We start from the raw sequence: 21,873 nt of genomic DNA, 5'->3' as shown, positions 1-21,873 counted from the left end.
TAAGCGCTAGCAGCCAATTTCTTTGAAATTCTTGCCCCTCCAAGGCCCCCGCTCTCCCACCGCCTTGGAAATTTGTTGCAGCCCGCACAAATAATTTTGATGGCCCACCCGCAGGCAAGTGCCTACCATTCGGCGCAGTCCTGTCTGCCCCCTGTGCAGCCCCCTGTGCAACCCCTTTCTGGAGTGTCCGCGTGCCCGATCTGTCCAAAATCACCTGCATTGAAGACCTGCGTGTCATTGCCCAGCGCCGTGTGCCGCGCATGTTTTATGACTACGCCGATTCGGGTTCGTACACCGAGGGCACCTACCGCGCCAACGAAAGCGACTTTCAGCGCATCAAGCTGCGCCAGCGCGTGGCCGTGAACATGGAGGGCCGCAGCACCCGCACCACCATGGTCGGCCAGGACGTGGCCATGCCCGTGGCCATTGCGCCCACGGGTCTCACCGGCATGCAGCATGCCGACGGCGAGATCCTGGGTGCCAAGGCGGCCAAGGCGTTTGGCATCCCGTTCACGCTCTCGACCATGAGCATCTGCTCCATCGAAGACGTTGCCCAGCACACGGGCAACCACCCGTTCTGGTTCCAGGTGTACGTGATGCGTGACCGCGACTTCATCGAGCGCCTGATCGACCGCGCCAAAGCCGCCAACTGCTCAGCGCTGCAGCTCACGCTGGACCTGCAGATCCTGGGCCAGCGCCACAAGGACATCAAGAACGGCCTCTCGGCCCCGCCCCGCCCCACCGTCGCCAACCTCATCAACCTGGCCACCAAGCCGCGCTGGTGCCTCGGCATGCTGGGCACCCCGCGCCGCTCATTTGGCAACATCGTGGGCCATGCCAAGGGCGTGGGCGATTTGTCGTCGCTGTCGTCGTGGACGGCCGAACAGTTCGATCCGCAGCTCAACTGGGGCGATGTGGAGTGGATCAAGAAGCGCTGGGGCGGCAAGCTGATCTTGAAGGGCATCATGGACGCCGAAGACGCGCGCCTGGCCGTCAACAGCGGCGCCGATGCGCTCATCGTCAGCAACCACGGCGGCCGCCAGCTCGATGGCGCCCCATCCTCCATCGCCGCGCTGCCCGGCATTGCCGCTGCGGCGGGCAAGGACATCGAGGTGTGGATGGACGGCGGCATCCGCTGCGGGCAGGACGTGCTCAAGGCCCGTGCGCTGGGCGCGCAGGGCACGCTGATCGGCCGCAGCTTCCTGTATGGCCTGGGGGCCTTTGGTGAGGCAGGCGTGACCCGCGCGCTGCAGATCATCCAGAAGGAGCTGGACATCACCATGGCGTTCTGCGGCCACACCAACATCAACACAGTGGACCGCTCCATTCTGTTGCCAGGCACCTATCCGACCTGAGTCTTGCCGACTCGCCCTTGCAAAGGCCGCGCTGCGGCCTTTGTTGTTTCTGGCTTCCCGGTGAATCCATCCTCCCTTTTGTGGCGTATTCAGCTACAGCAAAGCCCCGCAAGTCCTTGAAACCCGATCCATCCCAGAGAATGGGCGCATGAGCACCCCCCAACCAGACCGTGAACTGATGGAACTCCTTGACCGCATCGCCGCGCAGGAAGACTCTGCGCTCAAAAGGCTGTACGAGCGCACCTCGTCGCCGCTTTTTGGCCTGGCCTTGCGCATTGTGCGCAACCGCGATGTGGCCGAGGACGTGCTGCAGGAGGCCTTCCTGAGCATCTGGCGCGGCGCCGGCAACTACCGCGCATCACTCAGCCCGCCCATGGCGTGGATGGGGCTTATCGTACGCAGCCGGGCGCTGGATGCGCTGCGCAAGCGCAGCAGCGACCGGGCCGACCTGATGAACGAGCTGGACGACGAGCTGGCCCAGACGCTGGAGGGCGATTCGCCCAACCCCATGGACACGGCCGATGCCAGCGAGCAGTCGTTTGCGCTGCACCACTGCCTGGGCAAGCTCGACCACAAACAACGCGAGGTGGTCAGCCTGGCCTATCTGCGTGGCCAGAGTCACGGCGAACTGGCCGAGCAGCTCAAGTTGCCGCTGGGCACTGTGAAGACCTGGATCCGCCGGGGGCTGGAGCAACTGCGCACCTGCATGGCGCGTTACGCCTGAGCACGGAAGGTCCACCATGAACATCACCCAACACCCCGACCTGCTCGACCGCCTGGCCGCCAGCTATGCCCTGGGCACGCTGCGCGGCGGCGCCCGCCGCCGCTTTGAAACACTGGCACGCGAACACGCCACCGTGCGCGCCGCCGCCCTGGTGTGGCAGACCCGCTGGTCGGGCCTGACCGAGCTGCAACCTGCCATCGACCCCGCCCCCGCCGTGTGGACCCGCATCGACAACCTCGTGCAGGCCGACAAGGCTGCGGCGGCCATGCAGGCTGCGCGTGTGCCCCCGGCGGCTGCGGCCCCCGGTGGCTGGTGGCGCAACCTGCTGGTGTGGCGCGGTGCTGCCGCTGCGGGGGCCATCGCCACACTGGCTGCCGTGGTGGTCGGCGTGCAGGTCAATGGTGGCCTGCGTGCCACCACCGGCGCGCAGATTGCCACGCTGCAGCAGCAACTGCAGGCCACACCCCAGATCCAGTACGTGGCCGTGCTGGCCGACGACAAGGCGGACGCGTCGATGCTGGTCACCTTCGACCCCAAGAACAACCAGCTGGTGCTGCAGCGCGTGGGCGGCTTTCAGGAGGGGGCGGACAAGTCGCTGCAACTGTGGGCGCTGCCACCCGGCCAGGGCCCACGCTCGCTCGGTGTGCTGGGGCACGACAAGCTGCTCAAGCTGGTGGCCCAGGAAGGTGATGTGAAGGAAGTGCCCACACTGGCCATCAGCCTGGAGCCGCTGGGCGGCGTACCCAGCGCCACAGGCCCGACCGGGCCGGTGCTGTTCAAGGGTGCACTGATCCGCAAGGCCACTTGAACGGCACGCAGCGGGCTGCTGCATGGGATTGCCGCGTGGGGCGGCGGGACGCCTCCCACAAAGAATCGTCGCAGCCGCTGAATCCAGAGGGTTCTCTTCGCCGTATAGGTGGTGGGGTGCTTGTCACCTCTCTATCCACCTACGAGGAGATCTCCATGCCATTGAGAAGAATCAGTCTGGCCGTGCTGGCTGCCCTGGCGGCCAGCGCAGCGGGCGTCAGCCTGGCGTCCAGCCACCGCGAAGCACCGTTCATCACGACCCAGCCCAAGGTTGACGGCGCCGATTTCTACCTGTTCAACAGCTACGAACCGGGCCGCGCGGGCTTTGTCACCATGATCGCCAACTACCTGCCGCTGCAGGATGCCTATGGCGGCCCCAACTACTTCAGCCTGGACCCGAATGCGCTGTATGAGATCCACATCGACAACAACGGCGACGCGGCGGAGGACATCACCTTCCAGTTCCGCTTCAAAAACACGCTGAACAACGGTGGCAACGGCATCACCCTCGACATCGGCCCTGACGGTGCCCGCAAGAAGGTAGCGATCCCGCTGCGCAACGCCGGTGGCATCAGCGGCGCGGCGGCCGACCCGCTGGCCTACCGCGAAGAGTACGAGATGTTCATCGTGCGCGGTGACCGCCGCACCGGCAAGCGCGAGCAGATCAGCATGGCTGGCGGGGGCACCACCTTCACCAAGCCCATCGATTACATCGGAGAAAAATCCCTGGGCAATGCCGCTGCCTACGACGCCTATGCCGGCAAATATGTGTATGGCATCAACATCCCCGGCTGCTCCACGCCCGGCAAGGTGTTTGTGGGCCAGCGGCAGGACCCGTTCCCCGTGTCGCTGGGCACCATCTTTGACCTGGTGAATGCGCCCGCTGCGGTCATCACCAGCGAGTCGAATGCAGCGGCCTTCGGTGCCGGCCAGATTGCCGACAAGAACGTGACCTCGCTGTCCGTGGAAGTGCCCACCAGTTGCCTCACGGCTGCATCGGGCGAGAAGGTCATTGGCGGCTGGACCACTGCCAGCCTGCGCCAGGCCCGCCTGCTCAACGGCAAGCCGGACTCGGGCCTGCAGGCCAGCGAGAAGGCCGGTGGCGCATGGACGCAGGTCTCGCGCCTGGGCATGCCGCTGGTCAATGAGGTGGTGATCGGCCTGAAAGACAAGGACAAGTTCAACGCGTCCAAGCCCAAGGACGATGCCGCCAACTTTGCGGACTATGTGACACACCCCACGCTGCCCGCGCTGGTAGAGACGCTGTTTGGCGCCAAGGCCCCCACCAACTTCCCGCGCACGGATTTGATGACGGCCTTCCTCACGGGCCTGCCCACGGTGAACCGCCCCGGAAACATCACCGGCCTGGGCGCAGGCGGGCCCCTGGCCGAAATGCTGCGCCTGAACACCAGCATTGCAGCCACGCCAGTGGCTGCACAAAGCTCCCTGGGCGTGGTCGCCGGCGATGCGGCAGGCTTCCCCAACGGGCGCCGCCTGGGCGACGATGTGGTGGACGTCTCCCTGCGTGTGGCCATGGGTGCGCTGTGCACGGTGACCGGTGCCTCGGACGCACTCAAGGTGGGCTGCAAGCCCGGTGACGCCCCGGCAGGAGGCGTTGCATTTGTCGATGGCTCGCGCACGAAAGCCACCGACTACCGCACAGCCTTCCCCTACGTGAACCCACCGCTGCCCGGTGCCAAGAACTTCTGATCCGAAGGAGCCACACCATGCAAAAGAACCTTCGGATTCAGCACCTGGCGCTCACCTCGGTGGCGGCATTGGCCATCACCGGTTGCGGCGGGGGCGGAGGCGGTGACAACACGGCAGACCCTGGCAATGGGGGCCCCGTGATGGTGAACGCGTTCGCATACGTGCAGCCGATTGTGGCCAGCGGCGCATCGGACAACACCGAGCCTCAGGCGGTGGACCAGTTGGTGCTGTCCAGCACCGAGACCGAAGAGCCCGATTCGCGGCTCTGACCTTCCGCGATGCCCCTGGCTGCGCCCTGAATGGGCGTAGCCAGGAGCGTCCGTGGGTGAGTTTGCCTCCTCCCATACCCCTTGTTATCACGAGCCCATGAAGAAACCTTCTCACCTTGTGTGCGCGGCCCTGCACCTGATGTTCTGGGCTGGCACGGCCCTGGCTGCCTTGCCGCAGGACTTGCCCCCCGGCCTGGATGCCGATGTGGTCGAGCGCCTGCCCGAGCGTGTGAGTGCAGCTCCCGCCACCCCCCAGGCCGCCGCCGCCATCGCCCGGCGCTGGATCAGCTTGTCACGCGAGACGGCGGACCCGCGTTACCTGGGCCGGGCTCAAGCGGCCCTGGCACGCTGGTGGGGCCAGGCCGATGCCCCCGCCGATCTGCTGGTGTTGCAGGCCACCGTGGAACAAGGGCGCCATGAATTTGCAGCAGCGCGCGCCACGCTGGAGCGTGCCTTGCAGGCCAACCCCGCGCAGGTGCAGGGCTGGCTCACGCTGGCCACGCTGGAGCGTGTGGCCGCGCGCTATGAGGCCGCCGAGGCCGCCTGTCGCAACGTGGCGCGCTACGGCGCCACGCTGTATGCCACCGCCTGCCTGCTTGAAACCCGTTCACTTCAAGGTCAGCACGATGCTGCGCGCAGCGGTCTCACCGCCCTGTGGCAGCAGGCTGCGGGGGATGCCTCCCAGCGGGCCTGGATCGGGTCGCTGCTGGCCGAAAGCGAAGAGCGCGCAGGGCGCGATGATGCCGCCGACGCTGCCTACCGCCGCAGCCTGGCCGATGCCCCCGACGGCTACACCGCGCTGGCCTATGCCGACCAGCTGCTGCGCCGCAACCGTGCGAGCGCCGCGCTGGAGGTACTCAGGCACCAGCCCGACAGCGATGCCGTGCTGCTGCGGCGCGCACAGGCCCTGCGGCTGATGGGGGACGCCGCGTGGCAGCCCCTGGCGCGCGACCTGGAAGCGCGGTTTGCCGCCATCGCGGCGCGCGGTGAGGGGCTGGATGCCCATGCCCGTGAGCGCGCCCTGTTGGCGTTGTGGTTGCACGGGCAACCCGCCGCCGCATGGATGGCGGCCCGCACCAACCTTGCCCTGCAAAAAGAGCCACTCGACTGGTGGCTTGCACTGCAGACCTCTGAACAATCGGGCGACGCTGCCGCCCACCAGGCGGTGCGGCAGGCCCTCCTGCAAACCGGGCTGCAGGACGTGCGCCTGGCGCGCTGGCAACCCCGGGGAGGCCAATGATGCGCTGCGAACACTGGATAACGGCCCCCCTGCGGGCCATGGTGGCGGTCGTGTTGCTTGCCGCGGCGCTGGTGCCCAGCGCACGGGCCCACAAGGCCAGCGACGCCTACCTGCGGGTGGCGGATGCCCCGGCGCCCGAGGGCGCTGCAGGGGCGGGCGTATCGGTGGGCCTGGTGCTGTCGGTGGCGTTGAAGGATGTGGACGCCGCGCTGGAGCAGCTCGATGCCGATGGCGACCGCCAGCTCACCTGGGGGGAGGTGCGGCAGTCCCTGCCCGCCATGGCCCAGTGGGTGGGCCAGGGCATGTTGTGGCAGTGCGATGGAACGGCGACGGCCCCCGCCTGGCGCTTTGAAGCACTGGAGCAGCGCACCGATGGCCGTTACGCGCAACTGGCTGCCACGCTCCCCTGTGCGCCCGCCCAGGCGGTCACCCTGCGCTACGGGCTGATGCAGGGCATCGACCCCACGCACCGCCTGCTGGTGGGCGGTGTGCTCAGCGGCCAGCCGCTGGCGGCCGTGCTGGCCCCCGATGGGCGCGCCAGCACCGACCTGCGGTCCGCAGGCAGCGGTGTCGCATCCCAAGGGGAGCCAGGTGCGCAAGGGGCTGGAGGTGCAGACGCCGAAGAGCTCGCATCCCCACGCAGTGGTATGGCAACACTGCTGCAATTTGTGGCCGAAGGGGTGCACCACATTCTGCAAGGCTATGACCACCTGGCCTTTTTGCTGGCGCTGTTGTTGCCCATTTCGCTGGTGCGACAGCCTCTGCTTCGCAGCCCGCAACCGATGACAAAGCAGCTGCCTGCGTCCCGCAAGACTGACGCTCTGGATCCCCGTACCGGGCTGAAGACGCTTTTGCTCACCGTCACGCTCTTTACCTTGGGCCACTCGGTCACGCTGGCACTGGCGGGCCTGGGCTGGGTGACGGTGTCGGGCAATTGGGTGGAACCTGCCATTGCGATCAGCATTGGTATCTCGGCGCTGCTGAATCTGTTCCCCGTCCGGGGCCTGCGGGGCCACTGGCTGGCGCTGGGCTTTGGCCTGATCCACGGCCTCGGCTTCTCGGGGGTGCTGGTGGAGGCAGGGATTTCAGGCAGCTCGCTGGTGTGGGCGTTGGCGGGGTTCAACCTGGGGGTCGAGGCGGGGCAACTCCTGGTGGTGGCCCTGTGGTGTGCCGCATCCTTGGTGCTGGCGCGTTGGGCGCTTTACCGCACGGTGGTGGTGCGGGGGGGCTCGGCGGCGCTGCTGGTGTTGTCGCTGTACTGGACGGTGCAGCGGATCGCTTTTTCGGGCTGAGCCACCGCGCCAGCGGCGGCGTGGTTCAAAGACCCTCGGCAGCGCTCTGGAATATGCATCCGCTGGAGGCGCCCTGACGTACCTCCATCGGTGTAGCATTTATTTACAACCCAGGAGCGACCCCATGAAGAATCCACGCTGGCTTGCGGTGTCCGCCACGCTTGCCTTGGCCGCCACCGTGGCCCATGCCGACACCGGCAAACTGCTGCTCACAGGGGGCGTCAGCACCATCGCCGGGTCGGCCGGTGGCGGGCTCACCCCCTGGGCGGTGATCGGCAGCAACGCCACCGAAGGCGAGGTGGGCTTTTCCGGCTACGCCACGCGCGCCGCCACGCAGGACTTCGGCCTCAATGGCTACGGTGTTGCGGTCGGTTTGCATGACCGGGTGGAGCTGTCGCTGGCGCGGCAGGACTTTGACGCATCACCCGCCATCGCGCTCAATGGCATTGCGCCGTTTGGCGTGACCCCCGGGCAGCACATCCAGATGGATATCGTGGGCATCAAGGTCAAGGTGGCAGGCGATGCTGTGCTGAACGCCGACAGCTGGATGCCGCAGATCGCCGTGGGGCTGGAGCACAAGCGCGTGCGCCCTGGCTCCATCGGGTCGGTGCTCGACTTTCTGGGCACCCAAACCAGCGGCACCGACGTGTATGTAAGCGCCACCAAGCTGCTGCTGGCGCAGAGCCTGCTGGTCAACGGCACGCTGCGCTCCACCAACGCCAACCAGAACGGCCTGCTGGGCTTTGGCGCTGCCGCACCCGGCAAGAACCGCCGCAGCCTGCAGCCCGAGTTCTCGGTGGCGTACCTCATCAACAAGAACCTGGCGGTGGGCGCCGAAGTCCGCTTCAAACCCAACAACCTGCAGGCGCTGGGCGCCGCCGCCGGCCTGGGCGCCGCGTTGCGCGAGGACGACTGGAAAGACATCTTCATCGCCTGGGCGCCCAGCAAGAACCTGTCACTGACGCTGGCCTATGTAGACCTAGGCCGCATCGTGCCGGGCATCACCAACCACCGCCGCCAGACGGGCTACTACCTGTCGGCCCAGGTCGCTTTCTGAAGAGACTTTTCCATGACCCACCCCAAAACCCTCATTGCCCTTGCACTCGCCCTGGCCGGCCTGCTGGCCCAGCCAGCGTTGGCCCAGACCGGCGCCGCCAAGGCCACGGCCCCGGCAGGCCTCTACCAGGCCCTGGGTGAAAAGCCCGGCATCACGCGCCTGATGGACGATTTTGTGAACCGTCTGGTGGTGGACCCACGCATCGGCGGCCACTTCAAGGACACCAAACCCGCCGCGCTCAAGGAAAGCCTGACCGACCAGATCTGCCAGCTCAGCGGTGGCCCTTGCAAATATGAAGGCGCTGACATGAAATCAGCCCATGCCGACATGGACATCACCAAGGGCCACTTCAACGCCCTGGTGGAGGTGCTGCAAAGCGCCATGGATGCCCAGGGCATACCGTTCGCACAGCAAAACCGCCTGCTGGCCTTGCTGGCGCCCATGCACCGCGATGTGATCACCATCCGCTGAGAATGTACCTATGAAAAATACTATGATTTTTGTAGCTGCTAGCGCTTTGTGGGCAAGCGCTAGCGCCGGAAATGTTCAGATCCAGGTGCTGGACCGCGACGGCAAGCCCGTGCCCGAAGCCGTGGTGGTGGTGTACCCCGGTGGCACGGGCGGCACATCGCCCAGCCTGCTGCAGGCCAACCCCACCATCGAGCAGGAAAAGATGCGTTTTGTGCCCGCCGTCACGGTGGTCGAGCCCGGTGCCACGGTGCGCTTTACCAACCAGGACCGCTGGGACCACCACGTGCGCGGTGCGGCGGCGGGCCTGGCGGCTGCGGCGGGCACAGCCAACAGCGGTTTTGAACTGCGCCTGGCGGGCAAGGCCGACGGCAAGCCTGCAAACTCCTTTGAGGTCAAGCTCGATACGCCGGGGGTGGTGCTGTTGTCATGCCACCTGCACGGCTCCATGCGCGGCCATGTGTTTGTGACGGATTCGGGCTGGACGCTGAAGACCGATGCCGATGGCATTGCCCGCTTTGCGGGCGTGCCGGATGGTGCCGCGCAGGTGCGGGTGTGGCATGCCGAGCAGTTGATTGATTTGCCGCGCAAGGCACTGAACGTGGTGCCGGGGCCGGTGCTGGACACCGTGCAGTTGAGCGTGGTGCCGCGCGTGCGGCGGGCGCCACCGGCTGCGCCTCCCACTGCGCCTGGAGGGCCGATGGGGGGATACAGCCAGGGGCCTGCCGGGCATCTGCAGCAGGTGGCGCATCGGCATTGATGGGCCGGTGGATCAGGCTCCGACCAGCTCAGCCCAACCGATAGAAATTAGCAATGCGATTTCGAAAATTGCTACCAATTTAATAGCTGCTTGCGCCTACTCAATAAGCGCCAGCACCAAATTTACCCACAACAGTCCTCACCCCAGGCCACGCAGCGCCGCACTCCCCGGCGCCAGCTGCTTCAGCTGCGGTCCCAAAGCAGCCGCCTGCTCGCGCCGCCCCGCATGGCACAAGGCCGACACCAGCATGCCCAGCGTGTCGCCCAGCTCGGGGTGCGTGGGGGCGGTTTTGTGCAAGGCGTTGAACAGCTTTTCGGCATCGCCCCATTGCTGCGCACGCGCAAAGCGGCGTGAGAGGCGGGCCATGTCGTCCGGCTGCAAACGAGCACCGGGCTTGGCCTTTTCAAAATACGTGCGGTAGCTGGCGTGCTGAAACTGCAGCGTCTGCTCGTCGTGGGCGTGCAAGCGAAAGATGCGGCGCGCGGCGCGGTGGAAGTCTTCGCCGTCGGGCCACAGCGATGCCGTTTTGAACCAGGCGCTGAGCACCGCCTGGTCTTGCGGGCGCAGCTTGGCCGCAGCGCGCCACTGGGCCAGGGCCTGTTCGAACTTCATGCCCTGCGCCAGGCGCTGGGCGTTGGCCACATGGGCGTCAAAGCCGTCGTCGGGCGCGGCGTCCTGCGTCACCGGCACTTCCATCGGTTTCTTGCGCAGCAGCATGGCCAGCGCCATCAGCGATGCGCCGGTCACCAGCCCGCCCAGGTGGGCCATGTAGGCCACGCCCTTTCCGCTCAGCCAGTGCTGCAGCAACTCGTTGGCAATCCACGCGGGCAACAGCAGCAACGCCGGTGCGGTCACGTAGTTGAAGTAGAAAAACAGCTGGTAGAAAAACCGCACGCGCCGCAGCCGGTACAGCACCGCGTACATGCCCATCAGGGCCGACACGGCGCCCGAAGCGCCCAGGCCGTAGCTGCCCATGCCCGCATAGGCCCAGCCCGCCAGCAGCGAGCCGCCCAGGCCACCCAGCAGGTAAAACGCCAGGTACCAGCCCCGGCCCAGTGCCAGCTCCACCGAAAAGCCGAACAGAAACAAAAACACCATGTTGCCGATGAGGTGCCCGGTGCTGCCGTGCAAGAAGGTGGCCGTGAGCCAGGTGACGGGGCGCAACTCCGCGTCTTTTTCAAAGTTCTGCGCCCACTTGCGGGTGAAGGGGGCTGGCATCCGGGCTTCGTACTGAGTGCGCGCGGCCTTCCAGTCGGTGTACTGCGGGTCTTCGGGTGGCACAAAGCGCGGGCTTTTCAGCCGCTGCTGAAAGCCGTCTTCCTGCTCCATCCAGCGCAACAGCATGCGATGGTCGCCCGCCTTTTGCAGGGCGCGGGCCTCTTTGAGGTGCTTGTCGCCGGTCTCTTCCAGCCAGGCCACAAAACGCGGGACTTCGATGGCGGGCAACGGGCTGGCCACGTAGAAGGCGGCCGCCCGGTCCTGCGCCTTTTCTTCCGAGCGCTGCGGGCCCCAGAACACGAGCATATTCACCAGGATCAGCAGCACCGTCATCCAGGGCGGGTTGCGCCAGGTGGGCCGGTTTTCGAGGGGGATGGCGTAGAACATGGATCAGTCTGGCAAGGGCAAAGGAGAGGGTCGCGCCACAAGGCAATGGGCCCTGCAGGATGGGCGCAAGCGTAGCAAACACCGAGAGGCTTTAGCGCACAGGCAACGGGCCATTGCCTGACGACGACGACGCCCGGATGGGGCGGCGTCCTACTCCTCGAAAAGCACGGGGGTCCAACGATGTTGGTTGGTCTTGTTTCATTACCCAGAACCCCCAGGAGCGCCCATGGCCCAAACCCCCACTTCGCGCGGCGCGGCAAAAAAATCGCCGTCTGCCCTGCCCTCTTCCACCCAGTCAGACACCTTTCGCGGCAACGCAGGCGAGTTGCAGCAGCAAGCCGGGGGCAAGCACCCGGTGCTGACCACGCAGCAGGGCATCCCGGTGGCAGACAACCAGAATTCCCTGCGCCCGTCGCCACGCGGCCCCACGCTGCTCGAAGACTTCATCCTGCGCGAGAAGATCACGCACTTTGACCACGAGCGCATCCCCGAGCGCATCGTGCATGCGCGCGGCTCGGCAGCCCACGGTTTCTTTGAACTCACGCATTCGCTCAAGCAATACACCACCGCCAAGGTGCTGACGGAAGTGGGCGTGCAGACGCCCGTGTTCACGCGCTTCTCGACCGTGGCAGGCGGCGCGGGATCTGTGGACACACCGCGTGACGTGCGCGGCTTTGCCGTCAAGTTCTACACGCCCGAAGGCAACTGGGACCTGGTAGGCAACAACATCCCCGTGTTCTTCATCCAGGATGCGATGAAGTTCCCGGACCTGGTGCACGCGGTGAAGATGGAACCCGACCGCGCGTTCCCCCAGGCGGCCAGTGCGCACGACACCTTCTGGGACTTTGTCTCGCTGATGCCCGAAACCATGCACATGATCATGTGGGCCATGAGCGACCGCACCATCCCGCGCAGCCTGCGCATGATGGAGGGGTTTGGCGTGCACAGCTTCCGGCTCGTCAATGCTGCGGGCGACAGCACGTTCGTGAAGTTCCACTGGCGTCCCAAGCTGGGCATCCAGTCCACGGTGTGGGACGAAGCCGTCAAGCTGCAATCGGCCGACAACGACTTCCACCGGCGCGACCTGTTCGAAGCCATCGAGGCGGGCGACTTCCCGGAATGGGAGCTGTCGGTGCAGCTCTTCACCGAAGAAGACGCCGAGCGCTTCCCGTTCGACCACCTGGACCCCACCAAGCTCATCCCCGAAGAACTGGTGCCCCTGCAGCCTGTTGGCCGCATGGTGCTCAACCGCTGGCCCGACAACTTCTTTGCAGAAACCGAGCAGGTGGCGTTTTGCCCCGCCAACGTGCCGCCTGGCATCGACTTCAGCAACGACCCGCTGCTGCAGGGCCGCCTGTTCTCGTACCTGGACACGCAGCTGTCCCGCCTGGGCGGGCCCAACTTCACGCAGATCCCCATCAATGCGCCCAAGTGCCCGTTCCACAACATGCAGCGCGACGGTCACATGCAGATGCAGGTGCCCAAGGGCCGCGTTGCCTACGAACCCAGCAGCCTGCAGGGTGACACGCCACGCGCCTCACTGGCACAAGGCTTCCGCCACTTCGCTCAGGCCGACGACGGCGATGGCCGAGGAAAAGGCCGTATCCGCCCCGAGAGTTTTGCCGACCACTACAGCCAGGCGCGCATGTTCTTTCGCAGCCAGAGCCCGCTGGAGCAGGCCCACATGGCGTCGGCCTTGGTATTCGAGCTGTCCAAGGTAGCCACCGTGCATGTGCGTGAAGCCGTGGTGGGCCACCTGCAGCATGTAGACACCGACCTCGCCCAGCGTGTAGCCGACGGCCTGGGCATGCAGGCGCTGCCCCCCGCCCCGACTGCCGCCGAGCCAGTGCAGGACCTGCCCCCTTCACCCGCGCTGCGCATCATCGACCGCATGAAGCCCACGCTGCAGGGGCGCTGCATCGGCATCCTGGTGGCCGACGGCTCCAACGGCAACACGGTGGCCAACCTGCGCAAGGCGCTGGAGAAGGTGGGCGCCACCGTCAAGATCGTGTCGCCCAAGGTGGGCGGAGCCGTGCTGAAAGACGGCACGCTGTTGCCCGCCGACGGACAGCTGCAAGGCACGCCATCGGTTGTGTTTGACGCTGTGGCCTCCATCCTGTCGCCCGACATGGGCGCACTGCTGGCCAAAGAGGCCGCCGCCGTGGACTGGTTCCGCGACGCGTTCGGCCACCTCAAGGCGATTGCCGCCTGCAAGGGCACCCAGGCCATCCTGCAAGCCGGTGGCATCGAGCCCGACGCAGGCGTGGTGGACCCCGCCGACGCGCAGGGCTTCATCGCCGCCGCACAGACCCGCCAGTGGGAGCGCGAACCCAAGGTCCGCACCCTCGCATGACGCATCCATCCCGTTCCCAACCCCACCACCCAAGGAGAAACCATGCCCAAAGCCCACTATGACAGCCACCAGCTTGATGATCTTGTGCTCCAGATGATGGAAACCGAACTCGGCGGCGAGCAGGTGTACCGCACCGCGCTCACCTGTGCCGTGAACCCCGATCTCAAGAAGGAATGGGAAAGCTATCTGGAAGAAACCTTGACCCACCAGGATGTGGTGCGCAGCCTGTGCGACACCCTGGGGCTGGACCCCGATGCGCAGTCGCCCAGTCGGGCGGTGGTCAAACACATCGGCGAATCCCTGGTCAAGGCCATGCTGCTGGCCAAACAGGGGGGCAACCCCGCCGCCGCCCAGTTGGTGGCCTGTGAATGCGTAGTGCACGCCGAGACGAAAGACCACGCCAATTGGGAGCTGCTGGGCAAGGTGGCCGAGGTGGCCACGGGCGACGTGGGCCAGACGTTGAAATCGGCCCACAAGGCGGTGGAAAAAGACGAGGACCACCACCTGTACCACACCAAGGGCTGGTGCCGCGAGCTGGCCCTGGAGGCGCTGGGCCTGCCTGCCGTGCTGCCCCCTCCCGAAGAGGTCAAGAACGTGGAAACCGCCATTGGCGCATCGCGCGCCGAGCAACAGCGCGAAACCATGCTCTGACCTCGGCGATGCCGCAAGGCGGTGGCACACCGCCCGGCATTCGCTATTAAAGATATAGCTGCTTGCGCTTTACTGATAAGCGCTGGCAGCTATTTTTCTTTGGCACTTGCCCCCCATTCCCTATTCCTGTTTGCCTCAACGGATCGTGGCTGGGGGCGCCGACGCCAGTTGGCCCAGTGCAGCCACCCCCACCGGCGGCGTAGCCAGCCAGGGCAGCACATAAGTGCGCTGCGCCAGGCCGTTGGCAATGCGCGCGGCCTGCTGTTGCTCGCCCACCAGGCGGGCCTGCAGCAGCGGGTCGCTGGTGCCCGTGGCCGCCACGCTTTTGTTGATGACCCAGGCCCAGGGCTCGATGTGGGCGCGGCGCAGGTCGTCCTGCAGCGCTGCCGCCTGGCTCACGGGGGTGACTTCGGGCAGCGTGACGATGACCACATGGGTCATGTCAGCGTCCTGCAGGCGCATGAGCGGGGTGATGATGTGTTTGGAGTTTGCGCTGCCTTCGTACTGCTGCGTCATCTGCCGGTGGTAGGCGCCGGTGGCATCCATCAGCAGCAGGCTGTGGCCGGTGGGCGCCGTGTCCAGCACCACAAAGGCGCTGCGCGCTTCGTTGACCACTCGGCTGAAGGCATGGAACACGGCCACCTCTTCGGTGCAGGGCGATTGCAGGTCTTCCAGCAGCAGGGCGCGGCCCGCGTCGTCCAGGGCCTTGCCGCGCGTGGCCATGATCTTGTCGATGTACGCCTGGGTTTCGGCCTGCGGGTCGATACGCCCCACTTTCAGACCCGGCAGGCTGCCGTCGAGCTGGCTTTGCACATGGGCTGCCGGGTCGGTGGTGGTGAGGTGGACGCTGTGCCCGCGCTGCACCAGGCCCACGGCCAGCGCGGCAGCGATGGTGGTCTTGCCCACGCCGCCCTTGCCCATCACCATGATGAGGCCGTGGCCCTTGGCGGCCAGTGCATCGGCCAGGGACGAGAGGGGTTCGGCCTGCAACGACGCGCCGACAACGGCAGAGGGCGCGCTCAATGGCACCGCGCCACCCGCCAGCAAGGCCCTCAGCGCAGGCAAACCCACGGTGTCGAAGGCGCGCAGCGGCACCTCGTCGCGGGGCAGGTGCGCCAGCGCATCCGGCATCTGGTCCATGGCCTGACGGCCCAGGGCCTCGATGGCATCGGCCACGGTGTCATGCCCCGGCTGGCTGGCATGGAAGACGCCGTTGATGGCCAGGCGCTGGTTGGCCAGGCCCAGGGCGCGCAGCTCCAGCGCGGTGCGCGCGGCCTCCTGCATGGGACGGGGGTCGGGGCGGGTGACGAGCACCACGGTGGTCAGGGCCGGGTCGCTCAGCGCGGCCAGGGCGGCGTTGAAGCGCGCCTCCTGCATCTTCAGGCCCGAGTGCGGCCCCAGGCAAGAGGCGCCCCGGTCATTGCCCGCCAGGAATCCGGTCCAGGCCTTGGGCAAGCTCAGCAGGCGCAGCGTGTGGCCGGTGGGGGCCGTGTCGAACACCACATGGTCGAACACGTGGCCGATGGCGCTGCCCTCGCTGGCCAGCAGCGCTGCAAATTCGTCGAACGCCGCGATCTCGGTGGTGCAGGCGCCCGAGAGTTGCTCGCGCACCGTCGCGCGTTCGTCGCTGGTGGCCGTCGACTCCAGCTGCGCCAGCACACGCTGGCGGTAGGCCTCGGCGGCCGTGTCGGGGTCGATGTTGAGCATGTGCAGCCCCGGCACCCCGGGCACGGCCACCGGCTGGTTGGACAGCGGCACGCCCAGCATTTCATCGAGGTTGGAGGCTGCATCGGTGCTGACCAGCAGCACCTGCCGACCAGCATCCGCCAGGGCAATGGCCGCAGCCGTGGACAGCGAGGTCTTGCCCACACCGCCCTTGCCCGTAAAAAACAGAAAACGCGTGGGCTGGGCGAGCAGGCCCAGGGTGGCGGGGGCGGCGTGTGTGGAGGTCATCTCACCAGAATGGCACAACCACCTGGCGCGGCCTTGAGCCAGGTCAAGGGCGTCAGTGTGCGTGCGCCGCCCCGCTCACCAGCGTCACGATCACCATGCCCGCAATCAGCCAGGCGATCTGCGCAATGGTTTCGCGCGCCGTGAGGCGCTTTTGCAGCTGGGGAATCAGGTCGGCCAGCGCCACATACACAAAACTGCTCGACGCCACGGCCAGGAAGTAGGGCAAGAAGTCCTGCAGCTGCCCCACCAGGAAGTAGCCCACCACGCCGCCCAGCGCCGTCACGGCGCCCGCCAGCGACACCTTGACCAGCGCCATGCGGCGGTTGGGGCTGGTCTGGCGCAGCACCACCAGGTCGCCCATGTGGTGCGGCACCTCGTGCGCCAACACGGACACGGCGGCAATCACGCCCAGGCGGATGTCGGCCATGAAGGCCGAGGCGATCAGGATGCCGTCGCCAAAACAATGCACGCTGTCGCCCGTGAGCACCGCCCATCCGCCAGAGCGCGGCCCGTGGTGATGGTGGTGCACATGGCCGTGGTCATGGGCGTGATCGTGGTCTGCATGGACGTGGCCGTGGGTGGAGGGCTGTGCGTGGCTGTGCTCATGCCCGTGGTGCCACAGCTCGGCCTTGTCCAGCAAGAAGAAAAACACCACGCCCACCAGCAAGGTGGCAAACAGGTCGTGAGCGCCCGCCTGGCTCTCGAACGCCTCGGGCAGCAGATGCATGAAGGCCGTGGCCAGCAGGGCGCCCGCCGCCAGGCTCAGCAGGTGCTGGGGGCCCACGCTGTCGGTGCGCCCGCCCAGGCCCAGCCGCATCAGCAGTGCGGCCAGCCACACGCTGCCAATGCCCGCAGCCAGCGTGGCCAAGATGATTGCTACTAAAGTCATAGCTTCTTACGCTTTATAGATAAGCCACAGAGCTTATTTTCGTTCAAATCCCACGCCCCGGACGCGAGATTAAAAAAGCCGCCCCGGTGAGGGGGCGGCTGCGGGCGGATTGCAGGGTACCGGCTCAGAGGCTGAGAGTTTTTTGCCCGAGCCCGAAAGGTGCGTCAAAACGCAGCTGATCGAGGCGCAAAGCGCAGCCATAGCTCGGGCTATGGCGAGCATTTGCAACGACGAGCAGCGGTGCTTTGGCGCGCAAGGCGGGCATAGGCAAAAGACTCTCAGCCTCTCAGACTACGCCGTGCGTCTTGAACCAGGCCAGCGCCCGCTTCCAGCCGTCTTCGGCGGCTTCCTTGCGGTAGCTCGCGCGGTAGTCGGCATGGAAGGCGTGGGGCGCGTCGGGGTACACCACAAATTCCGATGCCTTGGCCTGCGGCGAGCCACTGGCCAGGGCAGCTTTCATCTTATCAACCGTGTCAAGGGGTATTCCGGTATCTTTTTCGCCATACAGGCCCAGCACGGGGGCCTTGAGGATGGGGGCGATTTCCACAGGGTGCTTGGGCGTGAGCTCGCTGGCCTGGCCCACCAGCCTGCCGTACCAGGCCACGCCCGCTTTCACGGGGCCATGGGCTGCGTACAGCCAGGTGATGCGGCCGCCCCAGCAAAAGCCGGTGATGCCCATGCGCGCGGCATCGCCGCCGTTGGCAGTGGCCCATTGCACCGCACCATCGAGGTCGGCCATCACCTGGGCGTCAGGCACCTTGGAGACCACTTCGGCCATGAGCTTGGCAATGTCGGTGTACTGCGACGGGTCGCCCTGGCGCGCATACAGCTGGGGCGCAATGGCCAGGTAGCCTGCCTTGGCAAAGCGGCGGCAGGTGTCTGCGATGTACTCGTGCACGCCAAAAATCTCCTGGATCACCAGCACCACGGGCAGGCCCGTCTTGCCGGCCGGTGCCGCGCGGTAGGCGGGCACCTTGAAGCCGTTGACGGTAAAACTCACCTCCCCGGCCGTCAGGCCGTCGCTGGGCGTGGCGATGGCCGTCTGCGCCATGATGGGTGCGGCTGCCGCTGCATAGCCCAGGCCAAGGGCGGTCTGTAGCGCCGTGCGTCGGGTGGCGCCCGCCTCGGTGGTGCGGCCAGGCAAAAGCGCGCGTGCGTCGGAGTGGAGGTCTTCAGTGAGCATCGGTTTCTCCAGGGTGAAAGAAGAGGGGGCCAACAAGGGCGGTAACGGGCGGAAGCCGCAGTCTAGGCGGTTTGGAGCCTTGCCGCATTTGCCGGTACCGCAAACAGGGGCGCACTGCTAGACTTTCTGCGAACCTGGGACCTACCAACCATGCCCCCTGCTCCACCGCCAGCGCGCGAAGAACCTCCGGCTCTGCTGACGGCGGTCGTGTGTGGGGTCTGCGGCATCGGTGGGCTGGGGCTGCTGGCCTGGGCGCTGGCCAGCCATGTGCTGGAGGCGCCAGTGCGCGCGGCGCTGGTGGCTGCCGGGCTGGCGCTGTGGGCCATGGCCGGCCTGCACTGGCAGCTTGCACGGCGTGCGCAGCGCTGCCAGGTGGCGGCAGAGGCTGCGCAGCAGGCAGCCCAGCAGGCCAGCGCACAGCTGTCGGCCACGCTCGACATCCTGCCCGACGGCCTGGCCATCTACGACGCGGACGACCGCCTGGTGCTGTGCAACACACGCTACCGCGAGGTGGCCCCGGGCATCACGATGGCGGTGGACTATGGGACACGGTTTGAAGACGTACTGCGCCGGGCCGCCGCTTCGGGCGAGATCCGGGACGCGCGACCAGACCTGGAAACCTGGCTGGCGGGCCGCATGGAACGCCACCGATCACCGTGCGGCCCCGAAGTGCAGGAGGTTCGGGGCGACCGCTGGATGCAGCTGACCGAGCGCACGCTCGACGGTGGCGGCGTGGTGGTGCTGCGCACCGACATCACCGACACCGTGCACAAGGAACGCGCGCTGAAACAGGCGCTGGCCGACGCCGAACGCGCAGAGCGCCGCCTGCACGAGGCGGTGGACGCCATGCCCGCCGGCCTCGATATCTATGACGAGAACGACCGGCTGGTGCTGTGCAACAACTTCATGGCCAACCTGCGCCCGCACCTGCCCGTGCAGACATCGCTGGGCAAGACCTATGAAGAACTGCTGCGTGAAGGCCTCCAGCACGGCATTCCCGAAGAAGCGCGCGGCCAGGAAGAGCTGTGGCTGGCCCACGAACTGGCCCTGCGCGGCCACCGCCCTGGCCCCGAGGTGCGCCACTACCCCAATGGTGCATGGATGCACATGCACGAAAGCCGCACCCCCTCGGGCATGACCGTGGTGGTGCGGCTGGACATCAGCGACCTGATCGAGCAGCGCCAAAAGGCAGAGGAAGCCCGCCAGGAAAGCCAGCGCATGCGCCAGTTGCTGGAGCGCGCGGTGGAGGCCCTGCCCGTCAGCATCGAGATCTTTGACGAGCAGGACCGGCTGGTGCTATTTAACCAGCAGCTCTCGCGCATGTACCCCCACATGAACTACGCAGAGCATCTGGGCAAAAGCTTTGCCGACATCCTGCGGTATTCGGTGCAGCGGGGGCTGGTCCCCTCTGCCAACGGCCGCGAGGAAACCTGGATTGCCGAGCGCCTGTCAGAGCACGGCAGCCGCACGTCCAACCTGGTGCAGCGGCTGGCCGATGGGCGCTGGATCAACATTTACGAAACCCGCACCCCTGAAAACTATGTGGTGGCGGTGCGCCTGGACATCACCGACCTTATCGAGCAGCGCCAGGCACTCGAAGCGGCGCAGGACGAAGCCCAGCAGGCGCGGCAACTGCTGCAGGACGCCATCGAATCGCTGCCCGAGGGGTTTGCGCTGTTCGATGCCGACGACCGGCTGGTGGTGTGCAACGCGCAGTACCGACGGCTGTACCCCATCTCGGCACCCATGATCTTGCCCGGTAGCACCTTTGAGCAAATTGCCCGCTACGGCGTTGAGCGCGGGCAGTACCTGGACGCAGTGGGCAACGAAGAGGCCTGGCTGGCCCAACGTGTGGCCGACCACCAGGCCGCCATCCAGTCCGTTTTGCAGCACCTGACCGACGGCCGGTGGGTACAGGCCGACGAACGCCGCACCCCCCAGGGCGGCATTGCCGGTGTGCGCACCGACGTGACCCAGCTGGTGCGCAAGGAGCAGGAGCTGGCCGCCGCCAACGCCAAGCTGGCGCTGCTGTCCACCACCGACGGTGTCACCGGCATCGGCAACCGGCGCCGTTTTGACGACCGGCTGGCCACGGAATGGATGCGCTGCGGCAGGCACGGCCTGCCGCTGACCGTCATCCTGATCGACATCGACCACTTCAAGCTCTACAACGACCACTACGGCCACCTGGCCGGCGACGAATGCCTGCGCCGCGTGGCCCAGCTGCTGCAAGCCACCATCCGCCGTGCAGACGAAGTGGCCGCACGCTATGGCGGCGAAGAGTTTGTGCTGCTGCTGCCCGACGTGCCGTTGCCCGAGGCCGTGACCGTGGCACAGCGCTGCATGGACAGCCTGCGGGAGGCCGCCCTGGCCCACCCCCGCTCCCCCACGGCGCCCATCATCACGTTCAGCATGGGCATTGCGAGTGTGGTCCCACGCCCGGAGGCCGGGTCTGACACACTGGTGCAGGCGGCCGATGCAGCCCTGTACCGCGCCAAGTATGGGGGCCGCAACCGCTTTGAGGTGTTTGACCCGGGCGCATGAACAGGCCCGGCGCCGCTGGCAGCAGCGGAGCACTCAGCGTTTTTTTTCGTGCACCGCTCCAAGAACCCGCACCCGCCGATGACCTTCTTTTCCTTTCAAAGGCACTGTTGATGCACATCCTGCTGACCGGCTCCACCGGATTCATTGGCCACACCGTGGCAGCGGCACTGACCCGCGCAGGGCACACGGTGCACGGCGGGGTTTCGCCCCGCCAGCGCACCGCGCAGCCGCTGCAGATCCCCATAGACTTTGCCCGCGACACCACGCCCGATGCGTGGCTGCCACGCCTGGCGGGGATCGACGCCGTCGTCAACGCTGTGGGCGTGCTGCGCGACAGCAGCGCACGCCCTATCGACGCCGTCCACCAGCACACCCCCGTGGCCTTGTTCAACGCCTGTGCTCAGGCGGGTGTGAGGCGGGTGGTGCACATCTCGGCGCTGGGCATTGAGGGCAGCACCACGCGCTACGCCAGCACCAAGCGCGCGGCCGACGTGCATTTGCAGGCCCTGGCCGCGCGGGGCGCCCTGAACCCCGCCATCCTGCGGCCCAGCGTGGTGTTTGGCAAAGGCGGCGACAGCAGCGCCCTGTTCATGAATCTGGCCCGCCTGCCCGTGGCGCTGTTCCCCGGCCCGATGCTCACGGCGCGCGTGCAGCCCGTGTCGGTGCACGACCTGGCCGCTGCCATCGTTGCCCTGCTGGGCCCAGCCATGGCCACCCAGGGCCTCATTGAATGTCCGGGGCCGGAAGCGCTGACCATGGGAGATTTCGTCGCCAGCCTGCGGCAACAACAGGGCCACGGCCCCGCCCGCGTGCTGCGCCTGCCCGACGCGCTGACGCAGCTCAGCGCCCGCATGGGCGATGCGGTGCCCAGCGTGCCCTGGTGCACCGAAACCCTGAGCATGCTGGGCAGCGACAACGTGGGCAATCCGGCCGTGTTCGAGCAGTTGCTGGGGCGCAAAGGCGTGCATTACAGCCAGCTGGTGGCTACGGCCTGGCGTTGAAGGCCCACCCCG

The 21,873-nt window shown here is 66.7% G+C and carries 18 protein-coding genes; 14 read left to right on the top strand and 4 right to left on the bottom strand.

What is annotated here, in order from left to right:
• Positions 1 to 191 precede the first annotated feature (191 nt).
• The 10 genes from ACQ4MJ_RS03035 to ACQ4MJ_RS02990 all read left to right on the top strand — a co-directional run bounded on the left by ACQ4MJ_RS03035 (position 192) and on the right by ACQ4MJ_RS02990 (position 9,682).
• Positions 192 to 1,355: an alpha-hydroxy acid oxidase gene (locus ACQ4MJ_RS03035; protein WP_431150139.1), complete on the top strand. Its 1,164-nt coding sequence runs from the start codon at positions 192 to 194 to the stop codon at positions 1,353 to 1,355.
• 148 nt (positions 1,356 to 1,503) lie between these two features.
• Positions 1,504 to 2,079, top strand: coding sequence for an RNA polymerase sigma factor (locus ACQ4MJ_RS03030; protein ID WP_431150141.1), 576 nt, complete (start codon positions 1,504 to 1,506; stop codon positions 2,077 to 2,079).
• Positions 2,080 to 2,095: 16 nt separating this feature from the next.
• On the top strand, positions 2,096 to 2,887 hold the full coding sequence (locus ACQ4MJ_RS03025; RefSeq protein ID WP_121420811.1) for an anti-sigma factor: 792 nt from the start codon (positions 2,096 to 2,098) through the stop codon (positions 2,885 to 2,887).
• 155 nt (positions 2,888 to 3,042) lie between these two features.
• On the top strand, positions 3,043 to 4,596 hold the full coding sequence (locus ACQ4MJ_RS03020) for a DUF4331 domain-containing protein (protein ID WP_431150144.1): 1,554 nt from the start codon (positions 3,043 to 3,045) through the stop codon (positions 4,594 to 4,596).
• Between the two features lie 17 nt (positions 4,597 to 4,613).
• Positions 4,614 to 4,865: a hypothetical protein gene (locus ACQ4MJ_RS03015; RefSeq protein WP_121505711.1), complete on the top strand. Its 252-nt coding sequence runs from the start codon at positions 4,614 to 4,616 to the stop codon at positions 4,863 to 4,865.
• Between the two features lie 97 nt (positions 4,866 to 4,962).
• Entirely contained in the window at positions 4,963 to 6,105 is a 1,143-nt protein-coding gene (locus ACQ4MJ_RS03010; RefSeq protein ID WP_431150147.1) for a hypothetical protein, read from the top strand.
• A complete protein-coding gene (locus tag ACQ4MJ_RS03005; protein WP_431150149.1) occupies positions 6,105 to 7,397 on the top strand; it encodes a HupE/UreJ family protein in 1,293 nt (430 codons plus the stop codon). Before ACQ4MJ_RS03010 ends, ACQ4MJ_RS03005 begins: the two co-directional genes overlap by 1 nt.
• A gap of 124 nt (positions 7,398 to 7,521) precedes the next feature.
• A complete protein-coding gene (locus ACQ4MJ_RS03000; RefSeq protein ID WP_431150151.1) occupies positions 7,522 to 8,454 on the top strand; it encodes a DUF3034 family protein in 933 nt (310 codons plus the stop codon).
• A 12-nt stretch (positions 8,455 to 8,466) separates the two neighbouring features.
• A complete protein-coding gene (locus ACQ4MJ_RS02995; RefSeq protein WP_431150152.1) occupies positions 8,467 to 8,925 on the top strand; it encodes a group I truncated hemoglobin in 459 nt (152 codons plus the stop codon).
• A gap of 10 nt (positions 8,926 to 8,935) precedes the next feature.
• Positions 8,936 to 9,682 carry a cupredoxin domain-containing protein gene (locus ACQ4MJ_RS02990; protein ID WP_199726968.1) on the top strand — a complete coding sequence of 249 codons (747 nt, stop codon included), beginning with the start codon at positions 8,936 to 8,938 and terminating at the stop codon, positions 9,680 to 9,682.
• 138 nt (positions 9,683 to 9,820) lie between these two features.
• Here the strand turns inward: ACQ4MJ_RS02990 and ACQ4MJ_RS02985 are convergent, their stop codons facing one another.
• The gene (locus ACQ4MJ_RS02985) at positions 9,821 to 11,287 is read right to left on the bottom strand and encodes a rhomboid family intramembrane serine protease (RefSeq protein ID WP_431150153.1); all 1,467 of its coding nucleotides are present in this window, start codon (positions 11,285 to 11,287) and stop codon (positions 9,821 to 9,823) included.
• A gap of 226 nt (positions 11,288 to 11,513) precedes the next feature.
• Between ACQ4MJ_RS02985 and ACQ4MJ_RS02980 the strand changes: the two genes are divergently transcribed.
• Both ACQ4MJ_RS02980 and ACQ4MJ_RS02975 read left to right on the top strand, forming a co-directional pair.
• Positions 11,514 to 13,640 (top strand): catalase, encoded by a 2,127-nt coding sequence (locus ACQ4MJ_RS02980; protein ID WP_431150156.1) that lies wholly within the window; start codon positions 11,514 to 11,516, stop codon positions 13,638 to 13,640.
• Positions 13,641 to 13,682: 42 nt separating this feature from the next.
• On the top strand, positions 13,683 to 14,291 hold the full coding sequence (locus tag ACQ4MJ_RS02975) for a hypothetical protein (protein ID WP_055400597.1): 609 nt from the start codon (positions 13,683 to 13,685) through the stop codon (positions 14,289 to 14,291).
• 135 nt (positions 14,292 to 14,426) lie between these two features.
• Here the strand turns inward: ACQ4MJ_RS02975 and arsA are convergent, their stop codons facing one another.
• The 3 genes from arsA to ACQ4MJ_RS02960 all read right to left on the bottom strand — a co-directional run bounded on the left by arsA (position 14,427) and on the right by ACQ4MJ_RS02960 (position 18,316).
• Positions 14,427 to 16,244: an arsenical pump-driving ATPase gene (arsA, locus tag ACQ4MJ_RS02970; protein WP_431150158.1), complete on the bottom strand. Its 1,818-nt coding sequence runs from the start codon at positions 16,242 to 16,244 to the stop codon at positions 14,427 to 14,429.
• 52 nt (positions 16,245 to 16,296) lie between these two features.
• The gene (locus tag ACQ4MJ_RS02965) at positions 16,297 to 17,133 is read right to left on the bottom strand and encodes a ZIP family metal transporter (RefSeq protein ID WP_431150159.1); all 837 of its coding nucleotides are present in this window, start codon (positions 17,131 to 17,133) and stop codon (positions 16,297 to 16,299) included.
• A 286-nt stretch (positions 17,134 to 17,419) separates the two neighbouring features.
• Entirely contained in the window at positions 17,420 to 18,316 is an 897-nt protein-coding gene (locus tag ACQ4MJ_RS02960; RefSeq protein ID WP_228896651.1) for a dienelactone hydrolase family protein, read from the bottom strand.
• A gap of 150 nt (positions 18,317 to 18,466) precedes the next feature.
• Between ACQ4MJ_RS02960 and ACQ4MJ_RS02955 the strand changes: the two genes are divergently transcribed.
• Both ACQ4MJ_RS02955 and ACQ4MJ_RS02950 read left to right on the top strand, forming a co-directional pair.
• Entirely contained in the window at positions 18,467 to 20,860 is a 2,394-nt protein-coding gene (locus tag ACQ4MJ_RS02955; protein ID WP_431150162.1) for a PAS-domain containing protein, read from the top strand.
• Positions 20,861 to 20,970: 110 nt separating this feature from the next.
• Positions 20,971 to 21,861 (top strand): NAD-dependent epimerase/dehydratase family protein, encoded by an 891-nt coding sequence (locus ACQ4MJ_RS02950; protein ID WP_121422815.1) that lies wholly within the window; start codon positions 20,971 to 20,973, stop codon positions 21,859 to 21,861.
• Positions 21,862 to 21,873 lie beyond the last annotated feature (12 nt).

This window comes from Acidovorax facilis (genome assembly GCF_050626955.1).
GTDB classification, from domain to species: Bacteria; Pseudomonadota; Gammaproteobacteria; order Burkholderiales; family Burkholderiaceae_C; genus Acidovorax; species Acidovorax facilis.
Note: the sequence above shows the minus strand (reverse complement) of the source record. Positions and strands in the feature narration are given on the sequence as shown.

Bases quoted from the DNA above. Each gene is read 5' to 3' on its own strand.
- ACQ4MJ_RS03030 (WP_431150141.1), top strand. From the start codon at position 1,504: ATGAGCACCCCCCAACCAGACCGTGAACTGATGGAACTCCTTGACCGC.
- ACQ4MJ_RS03025 (WP_121420811.1), top strand. From the start codon at position 2,096: ATGAACATCACCCAACACCCCGACCTGCTCGACCGCCTGGCCGCCAGC.
- ACQ4MJ_RS03020 (WP_431150144.1), top strand. From the start codon at position 3,043: ATGCCATTGAGAAGAATCAGTCTGGCCGTGCTGGCTGCCCTGGCGGCC.
- ACQ4MJ_RS03015 (WP_121505711.1), top strand. From the start codon at position 4,614: ATGCAAAAGAACCTTCGGATTCAGCACCTGGCGCTCACCTCGGTGGCG.
- ACQ4MJ_RS03010 (WP_431150147.1), top strand. From the start codon at position 4,963: ATGAAGAAACCTTCTCACCTTGTGTGCGCGGCCCTGCACCTGATGTTC.
- ACQ4MJ_RS03005 (WP_431150149.1), top strand. From the start codon at position 6,105: ATGCGCTGCGAACACTGGATAACGGCCCCCCTGCGGGCCATGGTGGCG.
- ACQ4MJ_RS03000 (WP_431150151.1), top strand. From the start codon at position 7,522: ATGAAGAATCCACGCTGGCTTGCGGTGTCCGCCACGCTTGCCTTGGCC.
- ACQ4MJ_RS02995 (WP_431150152.1), top strand. From the start codon at position 8,467: ATGACCCACCCCAAAACCCTCATTGCCCTTGCACTCGCCCTGGCCGGC.
- ACQ4MJ_RS02990 (WP_199726968.1), top strand. From the start codon at position 8,936: ATGAAAAATACTATGATTTTTGTAGCTGCTAGCGCTTTGTGGGCAAGC.
- ACQ4MJ_RS02985 (WP_431150153.1), bottom strand. From the start codon at position 11,287: ATGTTCTACGCCATCCCCCTCGAAAACCGGCCCACCTGGCGCAACCCG.
- ACQ4MJ_RS02980 (WP_431150156.1), top strand. From the start codon at position 11,514: ATGGCCCAAACCCCCACTTCGCGCGGCGCGGCAAAAAAATCGCCGTCT.
- ACQ4MJ_RS02975 (WP_055400597.1), top strand. From the start codon at position 13,683: ATGCCCAAAGCCCACTATGACAGCCACCAGCTTGATGATCTTGTGCTC.
- arsA (WP_431150158.1), bottom strand. From the start codon at position 16,244: ATGACCTCCACACACGCCGCCCCCGCCACCCTGGGCCTGCTCGCCCAG.
- ACQ4MJ_RS02965 (WP_431150159.1), bottom strand. From the start codon at position 17,133: ATGACTTTAGTAGCAATCATCTTGGCCACGCTGGCTGCGGGCATTGGC.
- ACQ4MJ_RS02960 (WP_228896651.1), bottom strand. From the start codon at position 18,316: ATGCTCACTGAAGACCTCCACTCCGACGCACGCGCGCTTTTGCCTGGC.
- ACQ4MJ_RS02955 (WP_431150162.1), top strand. From the start codon at position 18,467: ATGCCCCCTGCTCCACCGCCAGCGCGCGAAGAACCTCCGGCTCTGCTG.
- ACQ4MJ_RS02950 (WP_121422815.1), top strand. From the start codon at position 20,971: ATGCACATCCTGCTGACCGGCTCCACCGGATTCATTGGCCACACCGTG.